Consider the following 18,406-nt stretch of genomic DNA (forward strand, 5'->3'; position numbering starts at 1 on the left):
ACCGGACTGCCGGTGCTGCTCCTGGACGACTTCGCCGGCAGCGACGAGGCGAACCCACAGCGCCCGCACCGGATCGACCAGCCGGCCTACGTGATCTACACCTCCGGCTCGACCGGCCGACCCAAGGGCGTTGTCGTCACGCACACCGGCCTGGCGAGCTTCGCGGCGGCGGAAATCGCCCACTTCCGGGTCCGTCCCGGCGACCGGGTGCTGGCGTTCTCCTCGCCCAGCTTCGACGCGTCGATCCTGGAGCTGTGCATGACGCTGCCGGCCGGGGCAACACTTGTTGTCCCGCCGCCCGGGCCGCTGCTCGGGGAACAGCTGGCCGAGGTGCTCGACGGTCAGCGGATCACCCACGCGTTGATCCCGCCGGCCGCGCTGGGCACGCTTCCCGACGTCGAGTTGCCGAACTTCACCACGCTGATCGTGGGCGCCGACGCCTGCTCGGCCGAACTGGTCACCCGGTGGGCCCCGGGCCGGCGCATGATCAACGCTTACGGGCCGACGGAGTCCACCGTGGTCAGCACCTGGAGCGAGGAGCTGACAACAGGTGTTGTCCCGCCCATCGGGCGGCCGATCCGCAACACCAGGGCCTATGTCCTCGACGACGCGCTGAAGCCGGTCCCGATCGGTGTCGCCGGCGAGCTCTATGTCGCCGGCCTCGGCCTGGCCCGCGGCTACCTCGACCGCCCCGGCCTGACCGCCGCCCGGTTCGTCGCCAATCCCTTCGAGCCGGGCCGCATGTACCGCACCGGCGACGTGGTGCGCTGGCGGCCGGACGGCCAGTTGGAGTTCCTCGGCCGTGCGGACGACCAGGTCAAGATCCGTGGCTTTCGCGTGGAACTGGGCGAGGTCGAGGCGGCCATCCGACAGCGCCCTGACATCCGCGAGGCGGTGGTGATCGCCCGTGACAAGCGCCTGATCGCCTACGTCGTCGGCGAAACAGCTGGCCTCAGGGACTTCCTGGCCCGCACGCTGCCGGACTACATGGTGCCGGCGGCGTTCCAGGAGCTGGACGCGCTGCCGCTCAACCCCAGTGGCAAGGTCGACCGCAAGCGGCTGCCGGACGTGACCGTGACGGCCAGCGGCGAACACGTCGAGCCCAGTACGGAGATCGAGCAGGCGCTGGCCAAGATCTGGTCGGACGTGCTCGGTGTCCAGAACGTCGGCATCACCGACAACTTCTTCGAGCTCGGCGGCGATTCCATCCTCAGCATGCAGGTGGTGTCCCGGGCCCGGCAGGCCGGCCTGCACCTGGCGTCCAAGGACGTCTTCCTGCACCAGACGATCGAGCAGTTGGCGCCCGCGGTGACGGCCGTGACCAATGCCGGCGAGCGCCGGCAGCTGGTCACCGGCCCGGTGCCGCTGACCCCGATCCAGCACTGGTTCTTCCAGCACCACACCGTGAATCCCCACCACTTCAACCAGTCCCTGCTGGCCGAGCTCGTCGAGGACGTGGACGAGGCCGCATTGCAGCGGGCGCTGGACGCGGTGTGGGGCCACCACGACGCGCTGAGGATGCGGTTCGACGGGGAACCGTACAACGCCCCGCTGGAGCCGGTCCCGGCGCTGATCCGGCACGAGTTCAGCGAGGAGTTCGCCGACGAGGTGCACGCCGGCCTCGACCTGACCACCGGCCCGCTGTTCAAGGCCGTGCTGTTCGACCGGGACGGCCGGCCATGGCTGTTCCTGGCCGCGCACCACGTCATCGTGGACGGTGTGTCGTGGCGGATCCTGCTCGACGACCTCGACACTGCCTATCGCCAGGCGGCCCGCGGTGAGGAGATCGACCTCGGGCCGAAGACCACGTCGTTCCAGGAATGGTCCAACCGCCTGACCGAGCACGTCCGCAACGGCGGGCTGGATGCCGAGTACTGGCAGGGCATCGAGGCCGCCGAGGAGCTGCCGGTCGATCACGACGGCGACGACCCGGCGACCGACACCGTGTCGGTAATTCTCGACGAGGCCGACACGGATGCCCTGCTGCGCAAGGCTCCCGCTGCCTACCGCACGCGGATCAACGACGTGTTGCTCACCGCGCTGGCCTCCGCGCTGTCCAAGTGGACGGGGGAGGAGCGGGTCACCATCGACCTCGAAGGACACGGCCGCGAGGACGTGCTCGACGACGTCGACCTGACTAGGACGGTCGGCTGGTTCACCACGATCTTCCCGGTGACCTTGCAGGTCCAGGGCGACTGGCGCAGCCGGATCAAGTCGGTCCGCAAGCAGCTGCGAGCCGTGCCGGACAACGGTTTCGGCTATGGCGCGCTGCGTTATCTGGGTGGCGACGTCCCGGTCGTGGAGCCCGGCATCGCCTTCAACTACCTCGGCCAGTGGGACGCCGCCGACGGCCAGGCCGGCGGCGGGCTGTTCGCCGCCACCCACGGCTCCTTCGGCCGCGACCACGACCCGGCCGAGCGCAAGGCCCATCTCCTGGACGTCGTCGGCGCCGTGCAGGACGGGAAGCTGGCCTTCTCCTGGCTCTACCAACCATCCCGACACGAACGATCCACTGTGGACGCAGTTGTGCACGACTTCGCCGCGGCCCTGCGTGCCATCGCCGAGGACTGCCGATGAACGCCCGCAGCCGCCCCGTGACCACGGAGGACAGCCGATGAACCGCTCCTACCGCCTCCTGTGGGCCGGGCAGGCGCTGTCCACGGCCGGCTTCAGCGGGTCCATGATCGCCTTCCCGCTGCTGGTGCTGGCCATCACCGGCTCGCCGGCCGTCTCGGGCTTCGTGCTCGGTGTCGACGCGGCGGCCCAGCTGATCGCCGGCCTGCCGGCGGGGGCGCTGGTCGACCGGTGGAACCGCAAGATCGTCATGCTCTGCTGCGAAGCGGCGCAAGGCATCGTGGTGGCCAGCCTGGTCGTCGCCCTGCTGCTGGACCACGCCACCGTGCCGCACATGATCTTCGTGGCAGCGACGATGGGTGTGTGCCGCGCGCTGTTCCTGCCGGCGGAAAACGCGGCCGTGGCCCAGATCGTGTCGCAGGAGCAGCTGTCGACGGCCGTGGCGATGAACTCCGCCCGTGGCGCCCTCGGCCAGCTCACCGGCACCGCGGCCGGCGGCTTCCTCTACGCCGTCGGGCGGGCCGTGCCGTTCGCGGTCGAGGTGCTGACGCACCTGATCAGCTTCGTGTTGCTGCTGTTCGTCCGCGTCCCCTACCGACGGCCCGAGAAGGTGGAGAAGGGCCACCTCAGCAAGGAAATGGTGGAGGGACTGCGTTTCGTGTGGCGGCAGCCGCACGTCCGGGCGACCGTGGCCTGCGCGATCAGCCTGAACTTCTTCTTCTCCGCCTACTACGTGATCCTCGTCGTGCTGGCCAAGGAACGCAACGTGCCGTCCGGCGAGATCGGCATCATGGCGGCCATGCTGGGCGTCGGCGGCCTGCTGGGCGCCCTGCTCGCGCCTACGCTGCAACGGGCCATCAGCCCGTTCCTGTCCATCGCCGGCGTGTTCTGGGTGCTGACCCTGCTCACGCCGCTGGCCGTGTTCGTCGACAACGGCTACGTGCTCGGCATTCTGTTCGCCGGCATGGCTTTGCTGCCACCCACCGCCAACACCACGATCGCCACCTCCCAGCTGCTGCTCACCCCGGAACGCCTGCACGGCCGGATGACCAGCGTGATGGCGGTGATCTCCGGCGTCTCCGCCGCCACCGGGCCGGCCCTCGGCGGCGTGCTCGTGCAGCAGTTCGGCGGCGTCAACGCGATCCTGCTGTGCGCGGCCGGCATCGCCGTGGTCACCGTCGTCGTCACGGTCAGCCCCACCATGCGCGCCTTTCCCGTCATCGACCGAGTCAAGGAGCCCACCCCATGACGCTCGCCCCGCCCCGGTACGCCTTCGAGGACCGCCTGGACCAGTGGATCGACCGGCGCGCCACGGAGCCGGTCTACCTGGACGAGGAGAACGGCATGTGGCGGCTGCTCGACCACGCCGCCGTCTCCCGCGTGCTGTCCGACCCGGGCGCCTTCTCCAGCGACTTCTCCGGTCTCGCGCCCGTGCAGGAGGACTTCGAGGCGTTCCGCAGCGGCATGTTCCTGACGATGGACCCGCCCAACCACCGCAAGCTGCGCACCCTGGTCAGCCAGGCCTTCACCCCGCGCACGGTGGCCGGGCTGGAGCCGCGGATCTGGGAGATCACCGAGCAGCTGCTGGACGGCGTGGCCGGCAAGGACCGCGTCGACATCGTCGACGAGCTGGCCTATCCGCTGCCGATCCTGGTGATCGCCGAGCTGCTGGGCATCCCGGCGCGGGACCGGGAGCTGTTCGAGAAGTGGGCCAAGGTGCTGTTCAGCGGCGACCAGCTCACGGAAAGCTCCACCATGGCCGAGATCGAGGCGGCGCTGGAGCTGATCGCGCCGACGATCCGTGAGATGAACGAGTACGTGCTGGCCCACATCCGCCACCACCGGGCCAACCCCAGCGAAGGCCTGACCAGCAAGCTGATCCGGGCCTCGGTCGACGGGGAAAGCCTGACGGACCAGGAGATCGTCGGCTTCGTGGCGCTGCTGTTGGTGGCCGGCCACATCACCACCACGGCCCTGATCGGCAACGCCACCATCAGCTTCGACCGCCACCCCGAGGTTTCCGCGGCGCTGCGCGAGGATCCGTCCCGGATTCCGGTGGCACTGGAGGAAGTCCTGCGCTGTCTGCCGCCGTTCAACGAACTCGGCCGGCGCACCACGGCGGAGGTGGAACTGGGCGGGCGCACGATTCCAGCCAATTCGATCATCATGGCCAATATCGCCTCGGCCAACCGCGACCCCGGGGTTTTCGTCGACCCGGAGCGCTTCGACTTCGCCCGCACACCCAATCCGCACCTGACGTTCGGCCACGGCATCCACTTCTGCCTCGGCACGCCGCTGGCCCGCATGGAGGGCCGCATCGCCTTCGAAGCGTTGCACCGCCGCTACTCCGGGTTCTCGGTGGCCCGCGACGAGCCGGTCGAGTTCCAGAATCCGGCTATGATCGTGAGTGTTCGCAAGCTTCCGCTTGACGTCGAGCCGCGCTGACCCCCGTTACTCACCCCATCGGCTATTTTCCTTGCACGATAGGATTATTGCCGCCGTTTCGGGCTGCGGATAGCGTTCGGCCGTGACTCCCATGCTGCGCTCCGAGCGCCTGGTGCTGAGCCCCTACACGCCCGAGGACGAGGAACACTTCGTCGCGCTGTTACGCGACGAGGAGGTCTGCAAGTGGATGGGACAGGAGCGACAGCCCGAGGAGACGATCAGATCGCTCTTCGGGCTGTTGTTCACCGAGGTGTACGCCAAGAACATGTTCGACGTGTGGGCGGTGCGGCTGGACGGCCGCTACGTCGGCCACGCCGAGCTGAAGAAGACCGGCAACGTCGACGGCCACGAGCTGATCTGCGCCCTGGTCCGTGACGTGTGGCGGCTGGGGCTGGGCACCGAGCTGTCCAATCGTGTGATCGACTACGGCTTCGACGAGCTGGGCCTCGACGCCATCCATGGCTGTGTCGCCGCCGAGAACACCCGCTCGCTGGCGATGGCCCTGAAGGCCGGCTTCGAGATCGTGCGGGACGTGAACGGCGAGGACGGCAAGGTCACCCGCGTGGTCACGCTGCGCGCCGCCGACCGGCAACTCCTCCGGAAATAACTGCGCGCCCCGCAACTTTTGCTAGTGTGGTGGGGTGTCCGGACTCCGTGAGCGCAAGAAGGTGGCCACCCGCGAGGCGCTGAGCATGGCCGCGCTGACCCTGGCCGTCGAGCGCGGGCTGGACAACGTGCTGGTCGAGGACATCGCCGCCGCGGCGGGCGTGTCCCCGCGCACCTTCAACAACTACTTCTCCAGCAAGTACGAGGCGATCTCGTCCCGGGCGTCCGACCGTGTCTTCCGCGTCGGCCAGGCCCTGCTCGACCGGCCGGCCGACGAGCCGCTGTGGGACGCGATCACCGCCGCCGTGCTCGAGGTGCACGCCGGGGCCGCCGAGCTGCCGCCGCCCGGGTGGCTGGCCGGGCTGCGGCCCGTGCTGTCCTCGCCGGCGATGGCCGGCGAGCTGCTGAAGACGTACGTGAAGATGCAGAAGGGCCTGGCCGCGGCCATCGCCGACCGGCTCGGTCCCGGTGACCACGGCATGTACCCGGAGATCGTGGCGGCGGCGGTCGCCGCCGCCACCCAGGTGGCGTCCGAACACTGGCTGCGGGCGGACCCTCCGGTGCCGCTGCTCGGGCTCGTGGAGACGGCGCTCAAGCAGTTGAGGGGGACGCGATGACCTTGTACACCAAGACGATGGGCAGCGGTCCGGTGCTGCTGTTCATCGTCGGCGGCAACGGCGACAGCACCGTGTTCGAAGGCGTGGCGGCGCAGCTGGCCGACCGCTACAAGGTGGTGCTGTACGACCGGGCCGGCTTCGCCCGCAGCCCCGTCGACGCCGTGCCGGCCGACAAGCTGGCCGCCGACGTCGAGGACGCCCGGGCGCTGCTGGCCGACGAGCCCGGCTACGTGTTCGGCAGCAGCTCCGGCGCCATCGTCACGCTGGAGCTGCTGGCCAAGCACCCGTCGGTGGTGCTGAAGGCCGTGCCGCACGAGCCGCCGCTGATCTCGCTGCTGCCCGACCGTGACGAGCGGTTGGCCGAGATGGACGAGGTGTACCAGCTGTACCGGACCGACGGGCCGGAGGCGGCGATGGGCCTGTTCGGCAAGGTCGTCGGCCTGGCCCAGCAGGCCCCGCCGCCCGGTTTCGAGCTGCCGCCGGCGATGCGCGAGATGATGGGGCGGTCCAAGCACAACGTGCCGTTCTGGTTCGACCACGAGTTCGTCCCGTACCCACGGCACGTGCCCGACCTGGCCGCGCTCGCCGCGGCCAAGGACCAGCTGGTCCTCGCCTGCGGCGACGAGTCGCGGGGCCTGGTCGCCTACCGGCCCAACGTCGTGCTGTCCGAACGCCTCGGCCTCGACCTCGTCGAGTTCCCGGGCGATCACGTCGGCTACGCCCGGCGACCCGTCGAGTTCGCGGCCCGGCTGCACGAGGTGCTCAGTTCGGCAGGGACCGCCTGATCCGGCCGAGAATTCCCAAGCCCGCCAACACCATCAGGGTCGGGATGCCGTAGAAGAGGGCGGTCGTGACGGAGGGCGTCCAGAACAGCGGCGGCCCGAGAAGCGCGAAAAGCCCGTAGTCCACCAGGTTGGACACGAGCGGCAACGCCAGCACGAACGCCGCGTGTCGGCCGGTTCGCCGGTCCGGCACGCGGCGGCAGGCCAGACAGCCGCCGAACACGAACGTGGCCCAGGCGAGCCAGGGGCCCAGCAGGTAGGCCCAGAATCCCAGGGCGTACAGCGCCGACATCATCGCCACCATCAGCGTCGACAGGGCGACGCCGCCGAACGCGAGCCAGATGCCGCGCCGGCCGACCAGTTCCTTGCCGCGCGCCGGACCAGCCGACCACGTCAGGCCGATGGTCGTGAACACGCCGAGCAGCAGCAGGCCGGTGTTCTCGTAGTTCGCGGCGTAGTTGATCGGGAAGGCCGAGATGATCGTCAGGTGCACGGCGCAGGCCACCCAGGCCATCGCCGCGGCGGGGCGGCGGGCCCCGAACAGCGTCAGCACGGCCACCACCGCCCAGGCCGCCCAAGCCGGCCAGTCCGGCACCTGCTCGTACGGCACCACGGCGACGAGGCCGTCCGCCTTGAACCACCAGGCGATCTCGTGCAGGTCGGGCGCCGCGCCGGACAGCAGCAGGATCGGGCCCAGCAGGCTGACGACCACCATCGCGTCCCGCAGCGAGACGCCACCGTCCATGTTGAACGTCCGCCTCAGATGCAGCGCCGCCGCCCCGCGGACCAGATCGAGGTCGTCGCGCCAGCCGCCGTGCGCGGCCAGCAGCACCCCGAGCATCTCCTCGCCGTGCTGCCGACGATGGTCGCTCGGGTACAGGGCGAGCAGTCGCCGGTAATGCTGTTCCCTGGTCATGCCGTCCCCCCGACGGTCCGTGCGCGCAGGCGCGTCTCGGCCGCGCGGGTGGTCACGCGCAGCCGTTCGACTTCGGTCGCGAGGCGGGCCGCGCCGCGGTCGGTCAGCCGGTAGTACCGGCGGAGCCGCCCGTCGACCACCTCCTCGCGGTCCGCGGCCACCCAGTCGTCGGCGACCAGCCGGTCGAGGGCGGTGTAGAGCGTGCCGGCCCGCAGTCGGACCCGGCCGGCCGAGATCTGCTCCACGTCGAGCAGGATCCCGTAGCCGTGCTGGGGGCCGGCCGCGAGCGCGGTCAGCACGAGGAAGGTCGGCTCTCTGAGCGCGCCATCAGTCACGTGATCGGTATATACAGATCACCGGACTATAGGCAAGGGGCAGTCAGCCCGCGATGTTGACCAACCAGTAGATGCCGAACTTGTCCTGACAGGAGCCGAACACGTCGCCCCACATCTGCTTCTCCAACGGTGTGCTCACCGTTCCGCCATCCGACAGCTTCTCCCAGTAGCCGCGCAGCTCCGCCTCGTCGTCGCCGGACAGGCTCACCGTGATGTTGCTGCCGGGCTTGTACTCCATGCCGGGCGGGGTGTCCGAGGCCATGATCGTGTAGCCGCTGGAGGTGGTCAGCTGGCCGTGCATGATCTTGTCGCCCAGCTCGCCGCCCTGGCCGAACTGCCCGAAGGTGTTGAGAGTCAGCTCGCCGCCGAACACCGCCTGGTAGAACTCCATGGCCTGGCGGGCGTCGCCGTCGAAGCTGATGTAGGGGTTGAGCTGTGAGCCCATGGCTCGCTCCTCGGGTAGGGAACAGGCCGCCATCCTCGCACCGGCTCGGGGGTCCGACAACGCGAAGTGTCCGCCGATCACGTGAAAACCCGAGGTCAGGACTAAGGTCCCTGGCGCGACGAGCCGATCAAGCAGACAGCGACTTCGCGCGGAGGCGGCCATGACCCCGACTACACGATCCCCATCGGACACTCTCGTCCACTCGTACCTGTACCTGCGGCGAGCCATCGGCCTGATCGGCGTCGCCCTGCCGGCGGTGCTGATCATCGGCAAGCTGCTCGTCGAGGGCGGCGGACTGCAGGACTCGATCAGCGCCTACTTCTACACCGACATGCGCGGCGTTTTCGTCGGCAGCATGTGCGCGGTGGGGGCGTTCCTGTTTTCCTACCGTGGATACGACGTCATCGACGACGTCGCCGGCAACCTCGCCGGCGTCGCCGCCATCGGCGTCGGGCTGTTCCCCACGGCGCCCGAGAACCCGTCGAGCACCGCTCAGGTCATCGGCGTGACGCACCTGGTGTTCGCGTCCATCTTCTTCCTGACCATCGCGTTCTTCGCCATCTTCCTGTTCCGCCGGACCAACGAGATGGGGCCCACCGAGCGCAAGTTGCAGCGCAACCGGCTGTACCTGACCTGTGGCGTGGTGATCATCGCCTGCCTGCTGGCGATCGCCGCCGTGCACCAGTTCCTCCAGGCGCAGACCGCCGCGATCCACCCCGAGCTGTGGCTGGAGGCGATCGCCGTGATGGCCTTCGGCTTCGCGTGGCTGACCAAGGGCGAGGCCATCCTCGGCGACGTGGTCCCCACGCCGGCCGCGGTCGTGACCCGGGCTTGATCTCCAGGATGGTGGAGGTTGCAGACTGATGTCGCAGCCTCCACCACAGGAAAGGTCCGCCACCGTGTCCTTCACCCAGGCCGAGCTCGACTACCTCGCCACCCAGCCCCTCGGCCGGCTGGCCACGTCCCAGCCCGACGGCACCCTCCAGGTCAGCCCCGTCGGCTTCCGTTACAACGCCGAGACCGGCACCATCGACATCGGCGGCCACAACATGGCCGCCAGCCGCAAGTTTCGCAACGTCGCCGCCAACGGCCGCGTCGCCTTCGTCATCGACGACATCGTCTCCACCTCCCCGTGGCGCGTCCGCTGCCTCGAGATCCGCGGCACCGCCGAGGCCCTCGCCGACGGCGCCGGCCAGCTCGCCGGCCCCACCATCCGCGTCCACCCCCGCCGCATCATCAGCTTCGGCCTCCAGCCCGGAGACGTGGACCGCGAGCCCCACACCCTCAAGGCCGACATCAGGAACGTCTGACGACCTCAATCGGCCTTGCTGGCGCTCTTCCACGGGGACAGGTCGAGCCCGGGGTAGCGCAGGGCCATGCCGGCCAGGGTGTCGGGGGTCCAGTACGGGTGGCCGGGCGGGGGGAAGCCGAAGAGGCCGAGCTGGCGGGCGGAGGCGCGGTCGACGAAGGAGTACCAGGCGGGCAGGTGGCTCTGCGCGGCCCAGCCCTTCTGGAGGGCCCAGTCGTCGGTGGCGCGGCGGAAGTTGAGGTGCATGGAGTAGCGGGCGCCGCCGGGCCGGCGGAGCTCGGTGCCGCGGTGGAAGGTGCCGGTCTCGAAGGCGACGACGGTGCCGGCGGGACCGGCGCCGGAGACCTCGTGGGTGTAGAGGTCGGGGGAGGCAGGGGCGACGAAGTCGGAGCCGGCGCCGGAGCGTGGGAACCAGTTGGGCACGGCGGGCAGGTGGGAGGTCCACTCCCGGGCCAACAGGTGCGGAGGGCCGAGCTCCTCGGGCACGTCGACGAGGTAGACGAACATCTCGACCTGCCGGAACTCGGTGCTGGGCACGAGCACGGTGTGGTTGAGGTAGTCCCGGTGCAGGTCCTGGTCGTAGGAGGTGGCGCCGGTGTACTTGGCCCACGCCTCGGCGCCGTAGATGCGGATGTCGTCGGTGCCGAGCAGGGACGAAGCCAGGTCGACGATCTTGGGGTGCACGGCCAACAGGCTGACTTGGGTGCTGGTGAAGGGGAAGTTGTCGATGCCGTCGAACTCGTCGTCGAGGAAGCGCGAGCGTCGGGGATCGGAGCCGTCGTGGAAGCCGGCGGCGGAGGGGAACATCAGCCCCAGCTCGGCGACGGCGGGAGCGAGGTCGTTATGGGACAACAGCTCCGGCAGGATGACGAAGCCCTGCTGCCCCCATTGTTCCAGCATGCCAGCAGTGTGACGCCGGTCTCAGCGGCGGCGCCACCGAATGTGGGGCCGCCACGCCGGCTTGTGACGCCGGCGTGGCGGCAACTTCTAGGACAGCGTCGTCGCCGTCACGATCCAGGACCAGAGATGGTTCGCAAGGATTTGTGGTCCTGACGATCTTAACACTCTGGCAAATTCCAGACTTCAAAAGCATCGCAGGCGACAGCGGAGGATTGCTCGATTCCCTGGACACCTCAATTATTCCTAGGGGGCGGGGGCCGTATCGCAAATGCTAGAGAAATTGTTCATCATCGCACCACGAGGGCGACAAGAAAGTTTATGCCATTAGAGACATCACTGTTCCACGGTCGGCCCTCGCCGGATTCCCCTCCGTTCCAAATAAGGACCGGGCGTGACCGGGGCGGCGGGCAGCGAAGGAGTGCTGGCGCCGAAACGGTTGTGGGCCCGAACGGTGACCACATAGGACGTCCCGTTGGCCAACCCGTCGACCACGGCGTAACCCTGCTTGTCGAACTGGGCCGCGGGAATGCTCACGGTCCTGGAGCCGGCGGTGACCAGGTAGCTGTCCAGGGCGGCGTTGTTGAAGGCGTAGCTGGGGTTCCAGGTGACGTACACCTTGCCGTCGGCCGCGAAGGCGCCGACTCGGGTCGGTTGCGCGGGAACGCCGTTGCCGGTGGCGGAACGGGAAAGCAGCCCGCGGTAGGCCGGCTCCAGCCCGGCGTTGTCCACGATGGACTTCGGTGCGGCCGAAGGGTTGTCCAGCAGGTGGTTGTCCTGGGTGATGACGCCCTTGTTGTTGCCGTCCTTGTCCCCTTGCTCCCAGTAGTTGCCCTGGATCAGCGTGGGGTCGTTGTTGCCGAGGTTGTCCCGGTAGTCCACGTGCGCGGTGCCGACATCGGCGTAGGCCACGCCGTAGATGACGTTGCCGACGACGTTCTCGTAGGTGTTGCCGTTGTCGGTGTAGACACCCTTGCCCAGCCCCAGCTGGCCGTAGATCACGTTGCCGGTGACCTTCTCGCCGGTGGCCAGCGAACTGCCGGTGATGCCCTGGGTGTAGATGCCGCCGCCGTCGTCCAGCGACAGCATGTAGTCGTGGATCAGGTTGTCGGACACGACGTTGTCGTGCGAGTTGTTGGGTGTGGCGGCGACCTTGATCTTGTCCGGCCAGCCGCCCCAGCCCATGGAGATCGCCGAGTAGGCCACGTGGTCGATCTGGTTGTGCGAGATGACGTCGTGCTGGCTGTAGCCGTTGAGAATGGCGACGCCGCCGTGGAACTCCCGTGGCAGGCCGTAGAGGTGGTTGTCCAGCACCTGCACGTCATGCGTGCTGCCGGTGGTGGGCTGGTCGACGCCGCCGATCTCGATGCCGTTGCCGGAGATGTCGGTGAAGACGTTGCCGCGCACCATGGTGTTCGCGGTGTTGTCGGCCAGTCGCAGCCCGGCCGCACCGAGATGGGTGAACGCGGAGTCGCTGAACTCCAGCCCGGATCCGCCGGACACGGTGATGTTGCCGGGTTCCGGCGTCCACGAGGCGTACGGGCACTTGCCGTTCGGCACGAACTGGCACAGGCCCTGCACGGCCCAGCCATCGGGGCCGGTGTTGGTGTACCCGGCCTGGATCTCGGAGAAGCCCTCCGGCGACGACGGCGTCAGCCAGGTCGCGTACTCGAACTGGATGCCGCGGAAGGACACGTCGTGCAGGCCCGTAGCGGTGATCAGCTGCTCAAGGGCCGGCGCCTCGACGTCGGCGGTGTGCAGGTTCTCACCGGGCCGAGGCATGTAGTAGACGGTGTGCGACGACCGGTCCAGGTACCACTCGCCGGGCGTGTCCAGCACCTCGAACGCGTTCTCCACGTACGTGGGATGCCGGCCGTTGGTCAGGTCGTACGGACCGACCATGTTGACGCTGCGACCCGGAATGTTGGGGAACAGCACACGTTTGGTGGAGTTGTCCCAGCAGGGCTGGGCCATGGTGATGGTGGTGTCGCTCATGGACCCGATGGGGCAGCGCGGTTCGGTCCACTGCCCGAGCCCGTCACGCTGGATGTTCCACAGCGCCTCGCCGGCCGTGTACACGAACTCGATGTCGGTCGGATTGCGCCAGCCGGCCATGGTCGCCGCGGAGGCGGTGTAGCCGGTGGCGGTGGCCTTCACCGTGACCGGCAGCGGCCCCTGGGCCCGCTGTTCCCGCACGCCGTTGACGTACAGCTGGCGCGTGTTGTCCAGCCCTTTTGGCGCTGGGGCGGAGAAAAGACCCGGTTTGCCCGGTACCGGGTGCCAGCCGGTGACCTGCTTGCCGCCGCTGATCTCCGTGCCGCGGCTGCCCTGCCAGATCACGCGGTGACCGTTGACGCCGGAGTCCCGCGCGTCGAACTTCAACGGCTGTGACAGATCGAACACCCCGGCCGCGAGGTGGACGGTGATGTCCCCGTTGGCATGCCCCGCCCGCTCACGCGCAAGTTCCTGCGCCCTCGGCAGAGTGCGCACCGGTTGCGCCGAAGTGCCTGACAGCCGGTCGTTTCCGTGCGGGGAGACGTAGACGTCCGCGCCGTGTGACCCGGAGGCGTCCGCCGGGGTGGCCGTCAGCGCGACGGCGGAGATCACCGCCGCGGCCGCGCCGACCGCCAGCTGGACTGATCGTTTCATGAGTTCTCCACATCGTGATCGCGTGACGATCGGCGTACGGTGCGTGCATGGACATCGGTGTTGCCGTCTTCGCCACGCCCGATACCGTCGCCCCCGGGCCGCTCGCGCGGCTGGTCGAGGAGCGCGGGTTCGAGTCGCTGTTCTTCCCGGAGCACACCCACATCCCGGCCGATCGCCGCACTCCTTACCCTTCGGGCGGCGAGCTTCCCCACAAGTACGCCCACACCTACGACCTGTTCGTCGCGCTGACCGCAGCGGCCGCGGCGACGACGAAGCTGCGGGTGGGCAGCGGGATCTGTCTGGTGAACCAGCGCGACCCGATCACCACGGCCAAGGAGGTCGCCAGCGTCGACCACCTGTCCGGGGGACGGCTGGAGTTCGGGGTCGGCGCCGGCTGGAACCGCGAGGAGATGGAGAACCACGGCACCGACCCGCGGACCCGGATGCGGCTGATGGCCGAGCGGATCGGGGCCATGAAGGCGATCTGGACGCAGGACGAGGCCTCCTACGCCGGCGAGTTCGTGAAGTTCGACCGGATCTGGGCCTGGCCCAAGCCCGCGCAGCGGCCGCACCCGCCGGTCCTGATCGGCGGCAACGGCCCTACGGTGGCCGACCGGGTGCTGTCGTTCGGCGACGGCTGGATGCCCAACTACGGCGGCCGGGCCGACGACATCGTGGGCCGGGCCAAGGACATGCAGGACCGGGCCGACCGCAAGCTCGACTTCGTGCTGATGAACGCGCAGGCCAAGGCCTCCTCGCTGGAGCGGTTCGAGGCGGCCGGCTTCCGGCGCGCGGTGTTCTGGGTGCCGCCGGTCGGGCGTGGTCCGATGGAGCGGGAGTTGGACCGGATCGAGACGGCGGTGGCGGAGCTGCACGGCGAGTAGCATCAGCCGGCCGTGAACGAGGCGAAGTCGGCTCGGCCGTCGACGTACTTGTTGTGGGACGTGGTGAACACGCCGACGTCCTCTGTTGTGAGCGCGGACGGCACGGTGATCGTCGCGACGGTGCTCCAGGTGGAACCATCCATCGAGTACTGCCCGGTGAACGCCGTGCCGTCGCGCACCAGGCGCAGCCACACCGGCGCGGTCACGCCGGTCACCGTCTTGGACGACTCCAGCTGGCCGTTGCCGTCGGCGTCCCACTGGAGCTGGATGCCCTTGCCGGGTGTCACTTCCAGCGTGACGTAGCCAGCGGAGTTGTCCGCTTTGGACAGATCGTTGCGCGCGATCAGGCCGGACTTGGTGGCGGCGTTGCGGTTCTGCTGCGACAGCACGTGAACGGTGGCGGCGCCGGTGGTGGGCAGGCCCTGCGGGCGGTAGATCGTGCCGTACTGGTTGTTGGTGCCGGACACGTCGGCGCCGGCGGCGATGATCGCCAGGCGGTCGCCGAGCTGGCCGAACTGGGGCCGGGTGGTCGGGTCCACGGCGGCGAAGGCCTTCAGCGGGGCCGCCACGGGCGTCGGCCGGTGCAGCTCTTCGGTGAAGGACTGCTTTCCGTTCAAGGAGATCGTGAACTGTTCGGTCGGCAACGGGGTGTCGACCGCCGGGGCGTCAGCTGGTATGTGACGGAGCGGCTGGCGCCGGACGGGACGACCGGGATCAGCTCGTCGTGGGACGAGGGCCGACCAGCCCGGCGGCAGCGTGAGGTGCAGCTGGTTCCAGATCCCGGCAGCAGGCCGTCATTGGTGACGGTGGCGGTGATGCTCGATGAGTCCACATCGGACAGGCCGACTACGACGTGCGGCAGGGCCAGCTGCCGGTTGGGGGAGATCCGGTACATCGCCGACCCGTGCGCCGGCAGCGCGGCCGTGATCTTGCCGGTGGACTCGGACGTGGTGTGCGCGAACAGATCCCGCACCTGGTAGTCGAAAGCCCGGCCCAGCCCGACGGCGTCGGCAGTGGTGGTGACGGTCGCCGGCGAGGCGGTCTCGTTGAACAGCGTGACGGCACGGCTGCCGTCGGCCAACGGCTTGGTCAGCACCCACAAGCCGTTGGTCGACGACACCGGACGCCCCTGCGCGCCCAGCCGATCCTGATCAACGGCGATGATCTCGCGGTTGGTCAGGATGTCCTTGGTGGCGGCCGACATCGTGCGCACCTCGGTGCCGACGATCAGCGGCGCGGCCATCTCCGCCCACAGCGCGAAGTGCGACCGGTACTCCACGTCGGACATGCCGCCGTTGCCGATCTCCAGCATGTCCGGGTCGTTCCAGTGGTCCGGGCCGGCCAGCTCGGGCAGCGTCACGTTGGTGTGGAATAGCGACAGCATGCGCGCGAAGTTGTCGTGGATGTCGCCGGTGGTGCGCCACAGGTTGCCGACCGTCGGCCACGCCGAGTTCGGCACACCGAAGTCGGTCTTCTCGCAGATGCTGAACACGATCCCCTTGCCGGCCAGGGCATCCCGCATCGCCTGGTACCGGGCGATCGTCGCCTCGACGTTCTGGCCGTCGGCCGGGACGTTGCAGTCGTCGTACTTGAGGTAGTCGACGTGCCAACTGGCGAACAGGTCCGCGTCCTGCTGTTCATGTCCGAGGCTGCCGGGGAAGCCGCCGCTCTTCGAGCACGTGTGGATGCCGGAGTCCTCGTAGATGCCGAGCTTGAGGCCTCGGGCGTGCACGTAGTCGGCCAGCTTGCCGATGCCGTCCGGGAACTTGCCGGGGTCGGCGACGAGGTTGCCGCTGGTGTCCCGGTCGGGCAGCGCCCAGCAGTCGTCGATGTTCACGTAGGTGTAACCGGCGTCCCGCATGCCGCTGGACACCAGCGTGTCCGCGGTCTGCTCCACCAGCTGCTGGTCGACGCCGCAGCCGAAGGCGTTCCAGTCGTTCCACCCCATCGGCGGCGTCGGGGCCAGCGCGTTCTGGGCCGCCGCCGGCGTGGCCAACCCGGCGAGCAGCACGGGCACCACCGCTAAGACCCGGAACACATCCGACCTCCTCGCCGTAACTGAGGCGAAACCTAGGGCGGAGAACCTTTACAAGCAACAGTGACCGGGCGTTTTTAGGCCAATCGGCCCACGTTCACAGTGAATTCATCGGATGACTGAATGCATTCCGGTTCACATGGGTGATTTTTGTCAGCGGTGCAGCTTCGCCTCCGCCTGCCGGATCGCGTCGGTGAGCTCGCCGCCGACCTGGTCCCAGGTGGTGGATGACCCGTCATGCGCGCTCAGGGCGGCGATGATGTAGCGGTGGTCGTCCCCGATCACGCCGGTGCTGTGCAGCACGCGGTCGGGCTTGCAGCACGCCCAGCCCTGCTTGACCGCCCAGTCATGGCCTTCGGTGGCGTCGACGATGCCGTAGTACTGGTAGAAGTCGTCGGCGGCGGTCCTGGTGGTGCTGGCCAGCGCCTTCATGATGGTGTCGCGCAGCGGTGCCGACGCCCGGTCGAGGATGTACCGGTAGATCTCGACCACGTCGTCGGCGGTGATCTGGGTGTTGCCCCACCAGCCCGGATCGTCCGGCACGACGATGTCGGGCAGGTCCATCACCTTGGCCATCCGCTCGATGATCGCGATATTGCCGTACTGCTCCCACAATTGGTTGGCGATGTCGTCGTCGCTGACCGACAACATCGTCGCCACCAGAACCGGATCGGTTCCGTTCTGCAATGCTGTGACCGCGATGAGTAGTTTCACGACGGATTCCGCCGGAAAGTGATCGGTCGGATTCTCACTCATCACGACCTGCCCGGTCGTGCGGTCGAAGACGACGAGGGAGAACCGCCCGTCGGCCTCGGGCGAGCCCGCCGCCGCGACGGTGTCCGAGGTACCGGGCGCGGTGTCGGAGGTGCTGGTCACGGCGACGGAGCTGATGGGAGGTGGCGCGGTGACGACCACGGGGGACGGCTGGCTGCCGGCGGCGCGGACGTGCCCACAGCCCACGAGCGCCAGCGCCGCCACCGCCAGGACAACGCTCGCCGGGATACGCATGCCGGTTTAGTCGCCGGCATCGCGAAAAGGATGGCCGCCATTGTGGAACAACCGTGTCACAGGGCTTGTGACAGTGTTGTTTCACAATGGGAGATCCCTTCGGTGGGTCTCCCGACGTACAGTGCGCGCCAGCCGCTGACTGCTCGGTGCGCCCAACACGCGGGAAATGCCCCGGGCGGCCGCGACGACCGCCGGGACTATCTCACGGGGCTGGGCCGACTCCGTCGGCACCACCACGGAGATCGCGGCGACCACGGCGTCGTCCGGCCCCCGCACGGGGGCGGCGACCGACAGCGCCACGGTCTCGATGGTGCCGTCGGTGATGGCGTAGCCGTCGCGGCGGACGTCGGCCAGGATTCGTCGGAGGTCCGATGGGCGGGTCACGGTCCGAGGCGTGAAGCGGCGCAGCGGGGCGGCCAGGATCGCCTCCTGCACCTCGGCCGGGGCGTGGGCCAGCAGCACGACCCCGACGCCGGTGGCGTGCGGGGCCAGCCGCCCGCCGACCCGGGAGATGATCGACACGGCGTCCCGCCCGGAGATCCGCTCCAGGTACAACACCTCGTGCCCCTCCAACACGGCCAGCTGCACGTGTTGGTGCGTCGCTTCGTACAGGTCCTCCAGGAACGGCATCGCGCTCTCCCGCAGGCGGACTCCGCGCGGCGCGAGCGACGCGATCTCCCACAGCCGCAACCCGATCCGGTATCGGCCGTCGTCCCCACGCTCCAGCAGGCCGCCGGCGGCCAGCTCGCCGACCAGGCGGTGCGTGGACGTCAGCGGCAGTCCCGTGCGCCGGCTGATCTCGGACAACCTCAGTGCCGATGCCCGCGCGGAGAAGGCGTCCAGCACGGCGATCAGGAAGCGCCCCGACACTGACGGGCTCGGTGGTGCGAGACGGCAACGGGCA

The 18,406-nt window shown here is 69.0% G+C and carries 18 protein-coding genes; 9 read left to right on the plus strand and 9 right to left on the minus strand.

What is annotated here, in order from left to right:
- The 6 genes from KUTG_RS55065 to KUTG_RS50860 all read left to right on the plus strand — a co-directional run.
- A partial coding sequence (locus KUTG_RS55065) for a non-ribosomal peptide synthetase (RefSeq protein WP_157495739.1) occupies positions 1–2,577 on the plus strand: 2,577 nt, incomplete at its 5' end.
- Between the two features lie 37 nt (positions 2,578–2,614).
- Positions 2,615–3,823, plus strand: coding sequence for an MFS transporter (locus tag KUTG_RS50840; protein WP_043727243.1), 1,209 nt, complete (start codon positions 2,615–2,617; stop codon positions 3,821–3,823).
- On the plus strand, positions 3,820–5,019 hold the full coding sequence (locus tag KUTG_RS50845) for a cytochrome P450 (protein ID WP_043727245.1): 1,200 nt from the start codon (positions 3,820–3,822) through the stop codon (positions 5,017–5,019). The genes KUTG_RS50840 and KUTG_RS50845 overlap by 4 nt, the downstream gene beginning before the upstream one ends.
- A gap of 91 nt (positions 5,020–5,110) precedes the next feature.
- The gene (locus KUTG_RS50850) at positions 5,111–5,626 is read left to right on the plus strand and encodes a GNAT family N-acetyltransferase (RefSeq protein ID WP_232241564.1); all 516 of its coding nucleotides are present in this window, start codon (positions 5,111–5,113) and stop codon (positions 5,624–5,626) included.
- A 34-nt stretch (positions 5,627–5,660) separates the two neighbouring features.
- On the plus strand, positions 5,661–6,242 hold the full coding sequence (locus KUTG_RS50855) for a TetR/AcrR family transcriptional regulator (protein WP_043727250.1): 582 nt from the start codon (positions 5,661–5,663) through the stop codon (positions 6,240–6,242).
- On the plus strand, positions 6,239–7,027 hold the full coding sequence (locus tag KUTG_RS50860; protein WP_043727253.1) for an alpha/beta fold hydrolase: 789 nt from the start codon (positions 6,239–6,241) through the stop codon (positions 7,025–7,027). The genes KUTG_RS50855 and KUTG_RS50860 overlap by 4 nt, the downstream gene beginning before the upstream one ends.
- On the opposite strand, the gene KUTG_RS50865 is transcribed toward KUTG_RS50860, so the two are convergent.
- Genes KUTG_RS50865 through KUTG_RS50875 form a run of 3 tightly spaced genes read right to left on the minus strand, consistent with a single transcriptional unit; the run spans position 7,005 to position 8,720 of the window.
- The gene (locus KUTG_RS50865) at positions 7,005–7,940 is read right to left on the minus strand and encodes a hypothetical protein (RefSeq protein WP_043727255.1); all 936 of its coding nucleotides are present in this window, start codon (positions 7,938–7,940) and stop codon (positions 7,005–7,007) included. The genes KUTG_RS50860 and KUTG_RS50865 overlap by 23 nt on opposite strands.
- Positions 7,937–8,275, minus strand: a complete 339-nt coding sequence (locus KUTG_RS50870; protein WP_043727257.1) for a PadR family transcriptional regulator — start codon at positions 8,273–8,275, stop codon at positions 7,937–7,939. Before KUTG_RS50870 ends, KUTG_RS50865 begins: the two co-directional genes overlap by 4 nt.
- Before the next feature lie 43 nt (positions 8,276–8,318).
- A complete protein-coding gene (locus tag KUTG_RS50875; protein WP_043727259.1) occupies positions 8,319–8,720 on the minus strand; it encodes a VOC family protein in 402 nt (133 codons plus the stop codon).
- 160 nt (positions 8,721–8,880) lie between these two features.
- On the opposite strand from KUTG_RS50875, the gene KUTG_RS50880 reads away from it, so the two are divergent.
- Both KUTG_RS50880 and KUTG_RS50885 read left to right on the plus strand, forming a co-directional pair.
- Positions 8,881–9,555, plus strand: coding sequence for a hypothetical protein (locus tag KUTG_RS50880; protein WP_043727261.1), 675 nt, complete (start codon positions 8,881–8,883; stop codon positions 9,553–9,555).
- A 64-nt stretch (positions 9,556–9,619) separates the two neighbouring features.
- The gene (locus KUTG_RS50885; protein ID WP_043727263.1) at positions 9,620–10,030 is read left to right on the plus strand and encodes a PPOX class F420-dependent oxidoreductase; all 411 of its coding nucleotides are present in this window, start codon (positions 9,620–9,622) and stop codon (positions 10,028–10,030) included.
- Between the two features lie 5 nt (positions 10,031–10,035).
- On the opposite strand, the gene KUTG_RS50890 is transcribed toward KUTG_RS50885, so the two are convergent.
- Together KUTG_RS50890 and KUTG_RS50895 are read right to left on the minus strand one after the other, a co-directional pair.
- Positions 10,036–10,929, minus strand: coding sequence for a phytanoyl-CoA dioxygenase family protein (locus tag KUTG_RS50890; protein WP_043727266.1), 894 nt, complete (start codon positions 10,927–10,929; stop codon positions 10,036–10,038).
- Positions 10,930–11,262: 333 nt separating this feature from the next.
- The gene (locus KUTG_RS50895) at positions 11,263–13,575 is read right to left on the minus strand and encodes a fibronectin type III domain-containing protein (protein ID WP_063753669.1); all 2,313 of its coding nucleotides are present in this window, start codon (positions 13,573–13,575) and stop codon (positions 11,263–11,265) included.
- 47 nt (positions 13,576–13,622) lie between these two features.
- Between KUTG_RS50895 and KUTG_RS50900 the strand changes: the two genes are divergently transcribed.
- Positions 13,623–14,459, plus strand: a complete 837-nt coding sequence (locus tag KUTG_RS50900) for an LLM class F420-dependent oxidoreductase (protein WP_043727268.1) — start codon at positions 13,623–13,625, stop codon at positions 14,457–14,459.
- Between the two features lie 2 nt (positions 14,460–14,461).
- Here the strand turns inward: KUTG_RS50900 and KUTG_RS50905 are convergent, their stop codons facing one another.
- From KUTG_RS50905 to KUTG_RS50920, 4 genes are all read right to left on the minus strand, one after another.
- On the minus strand, positions 14,462–15,076 hold the full coding sequence (locus KUTG_RS50905) for a hypothetical protein (protein ID WP_198047655.1): 615 nt from the start codon (positions 15,074–15,076) through the stop codon (positions 14,462–14,464).
- Entirely contained in the window at positions 15,073–16,497 is a 1,425-nt protein-coding gene (locus tag KUTG_RS50910; RefSeq protein ID WP_084580821.1) for a glycoside hydrolase family 27 protein, read from the minus strand. Before KUTG_RS50910 ends, KUTG_RS50905 begins: the two co-directional genes overlap by 4 nt.
- 150 nt (positions 16,498–16,647) lie before the next feature.
- Complete coding sequence (locus tag KUTG_RS50915; protein WP_043727274.1) at positions 16,648–17,502, minus strand: serine hydrolase; 855 nt, start codon at positions 17,500–17,502, stop codon at positions 16,648–16,650.
- An 81-nt stretch (positions 17,503–17,583) separates the two neighbouring features.
- Positions 17,584–18,372: an IclR family transcriptional regulator gene (locus KUTG_RS50920; RefSeq protein WP_063753671.1), complete on the minus strand. Its 789-nt coding sequence runs from the start codon at positions 18,370–18,372 to the stop codon at positions 17,584–17,586.
- Positions 18,373–18,406: the final 34 nt, after the last annotated feature.

The organism is Kutzneria sp. 744, assembly GCF_000568255.1.
Classification (GTDB): Bacteria; Actinomycetota; Actinomycetes; order Mycobacteriales; family Pseudonocardiaceae; genus Kutzneria.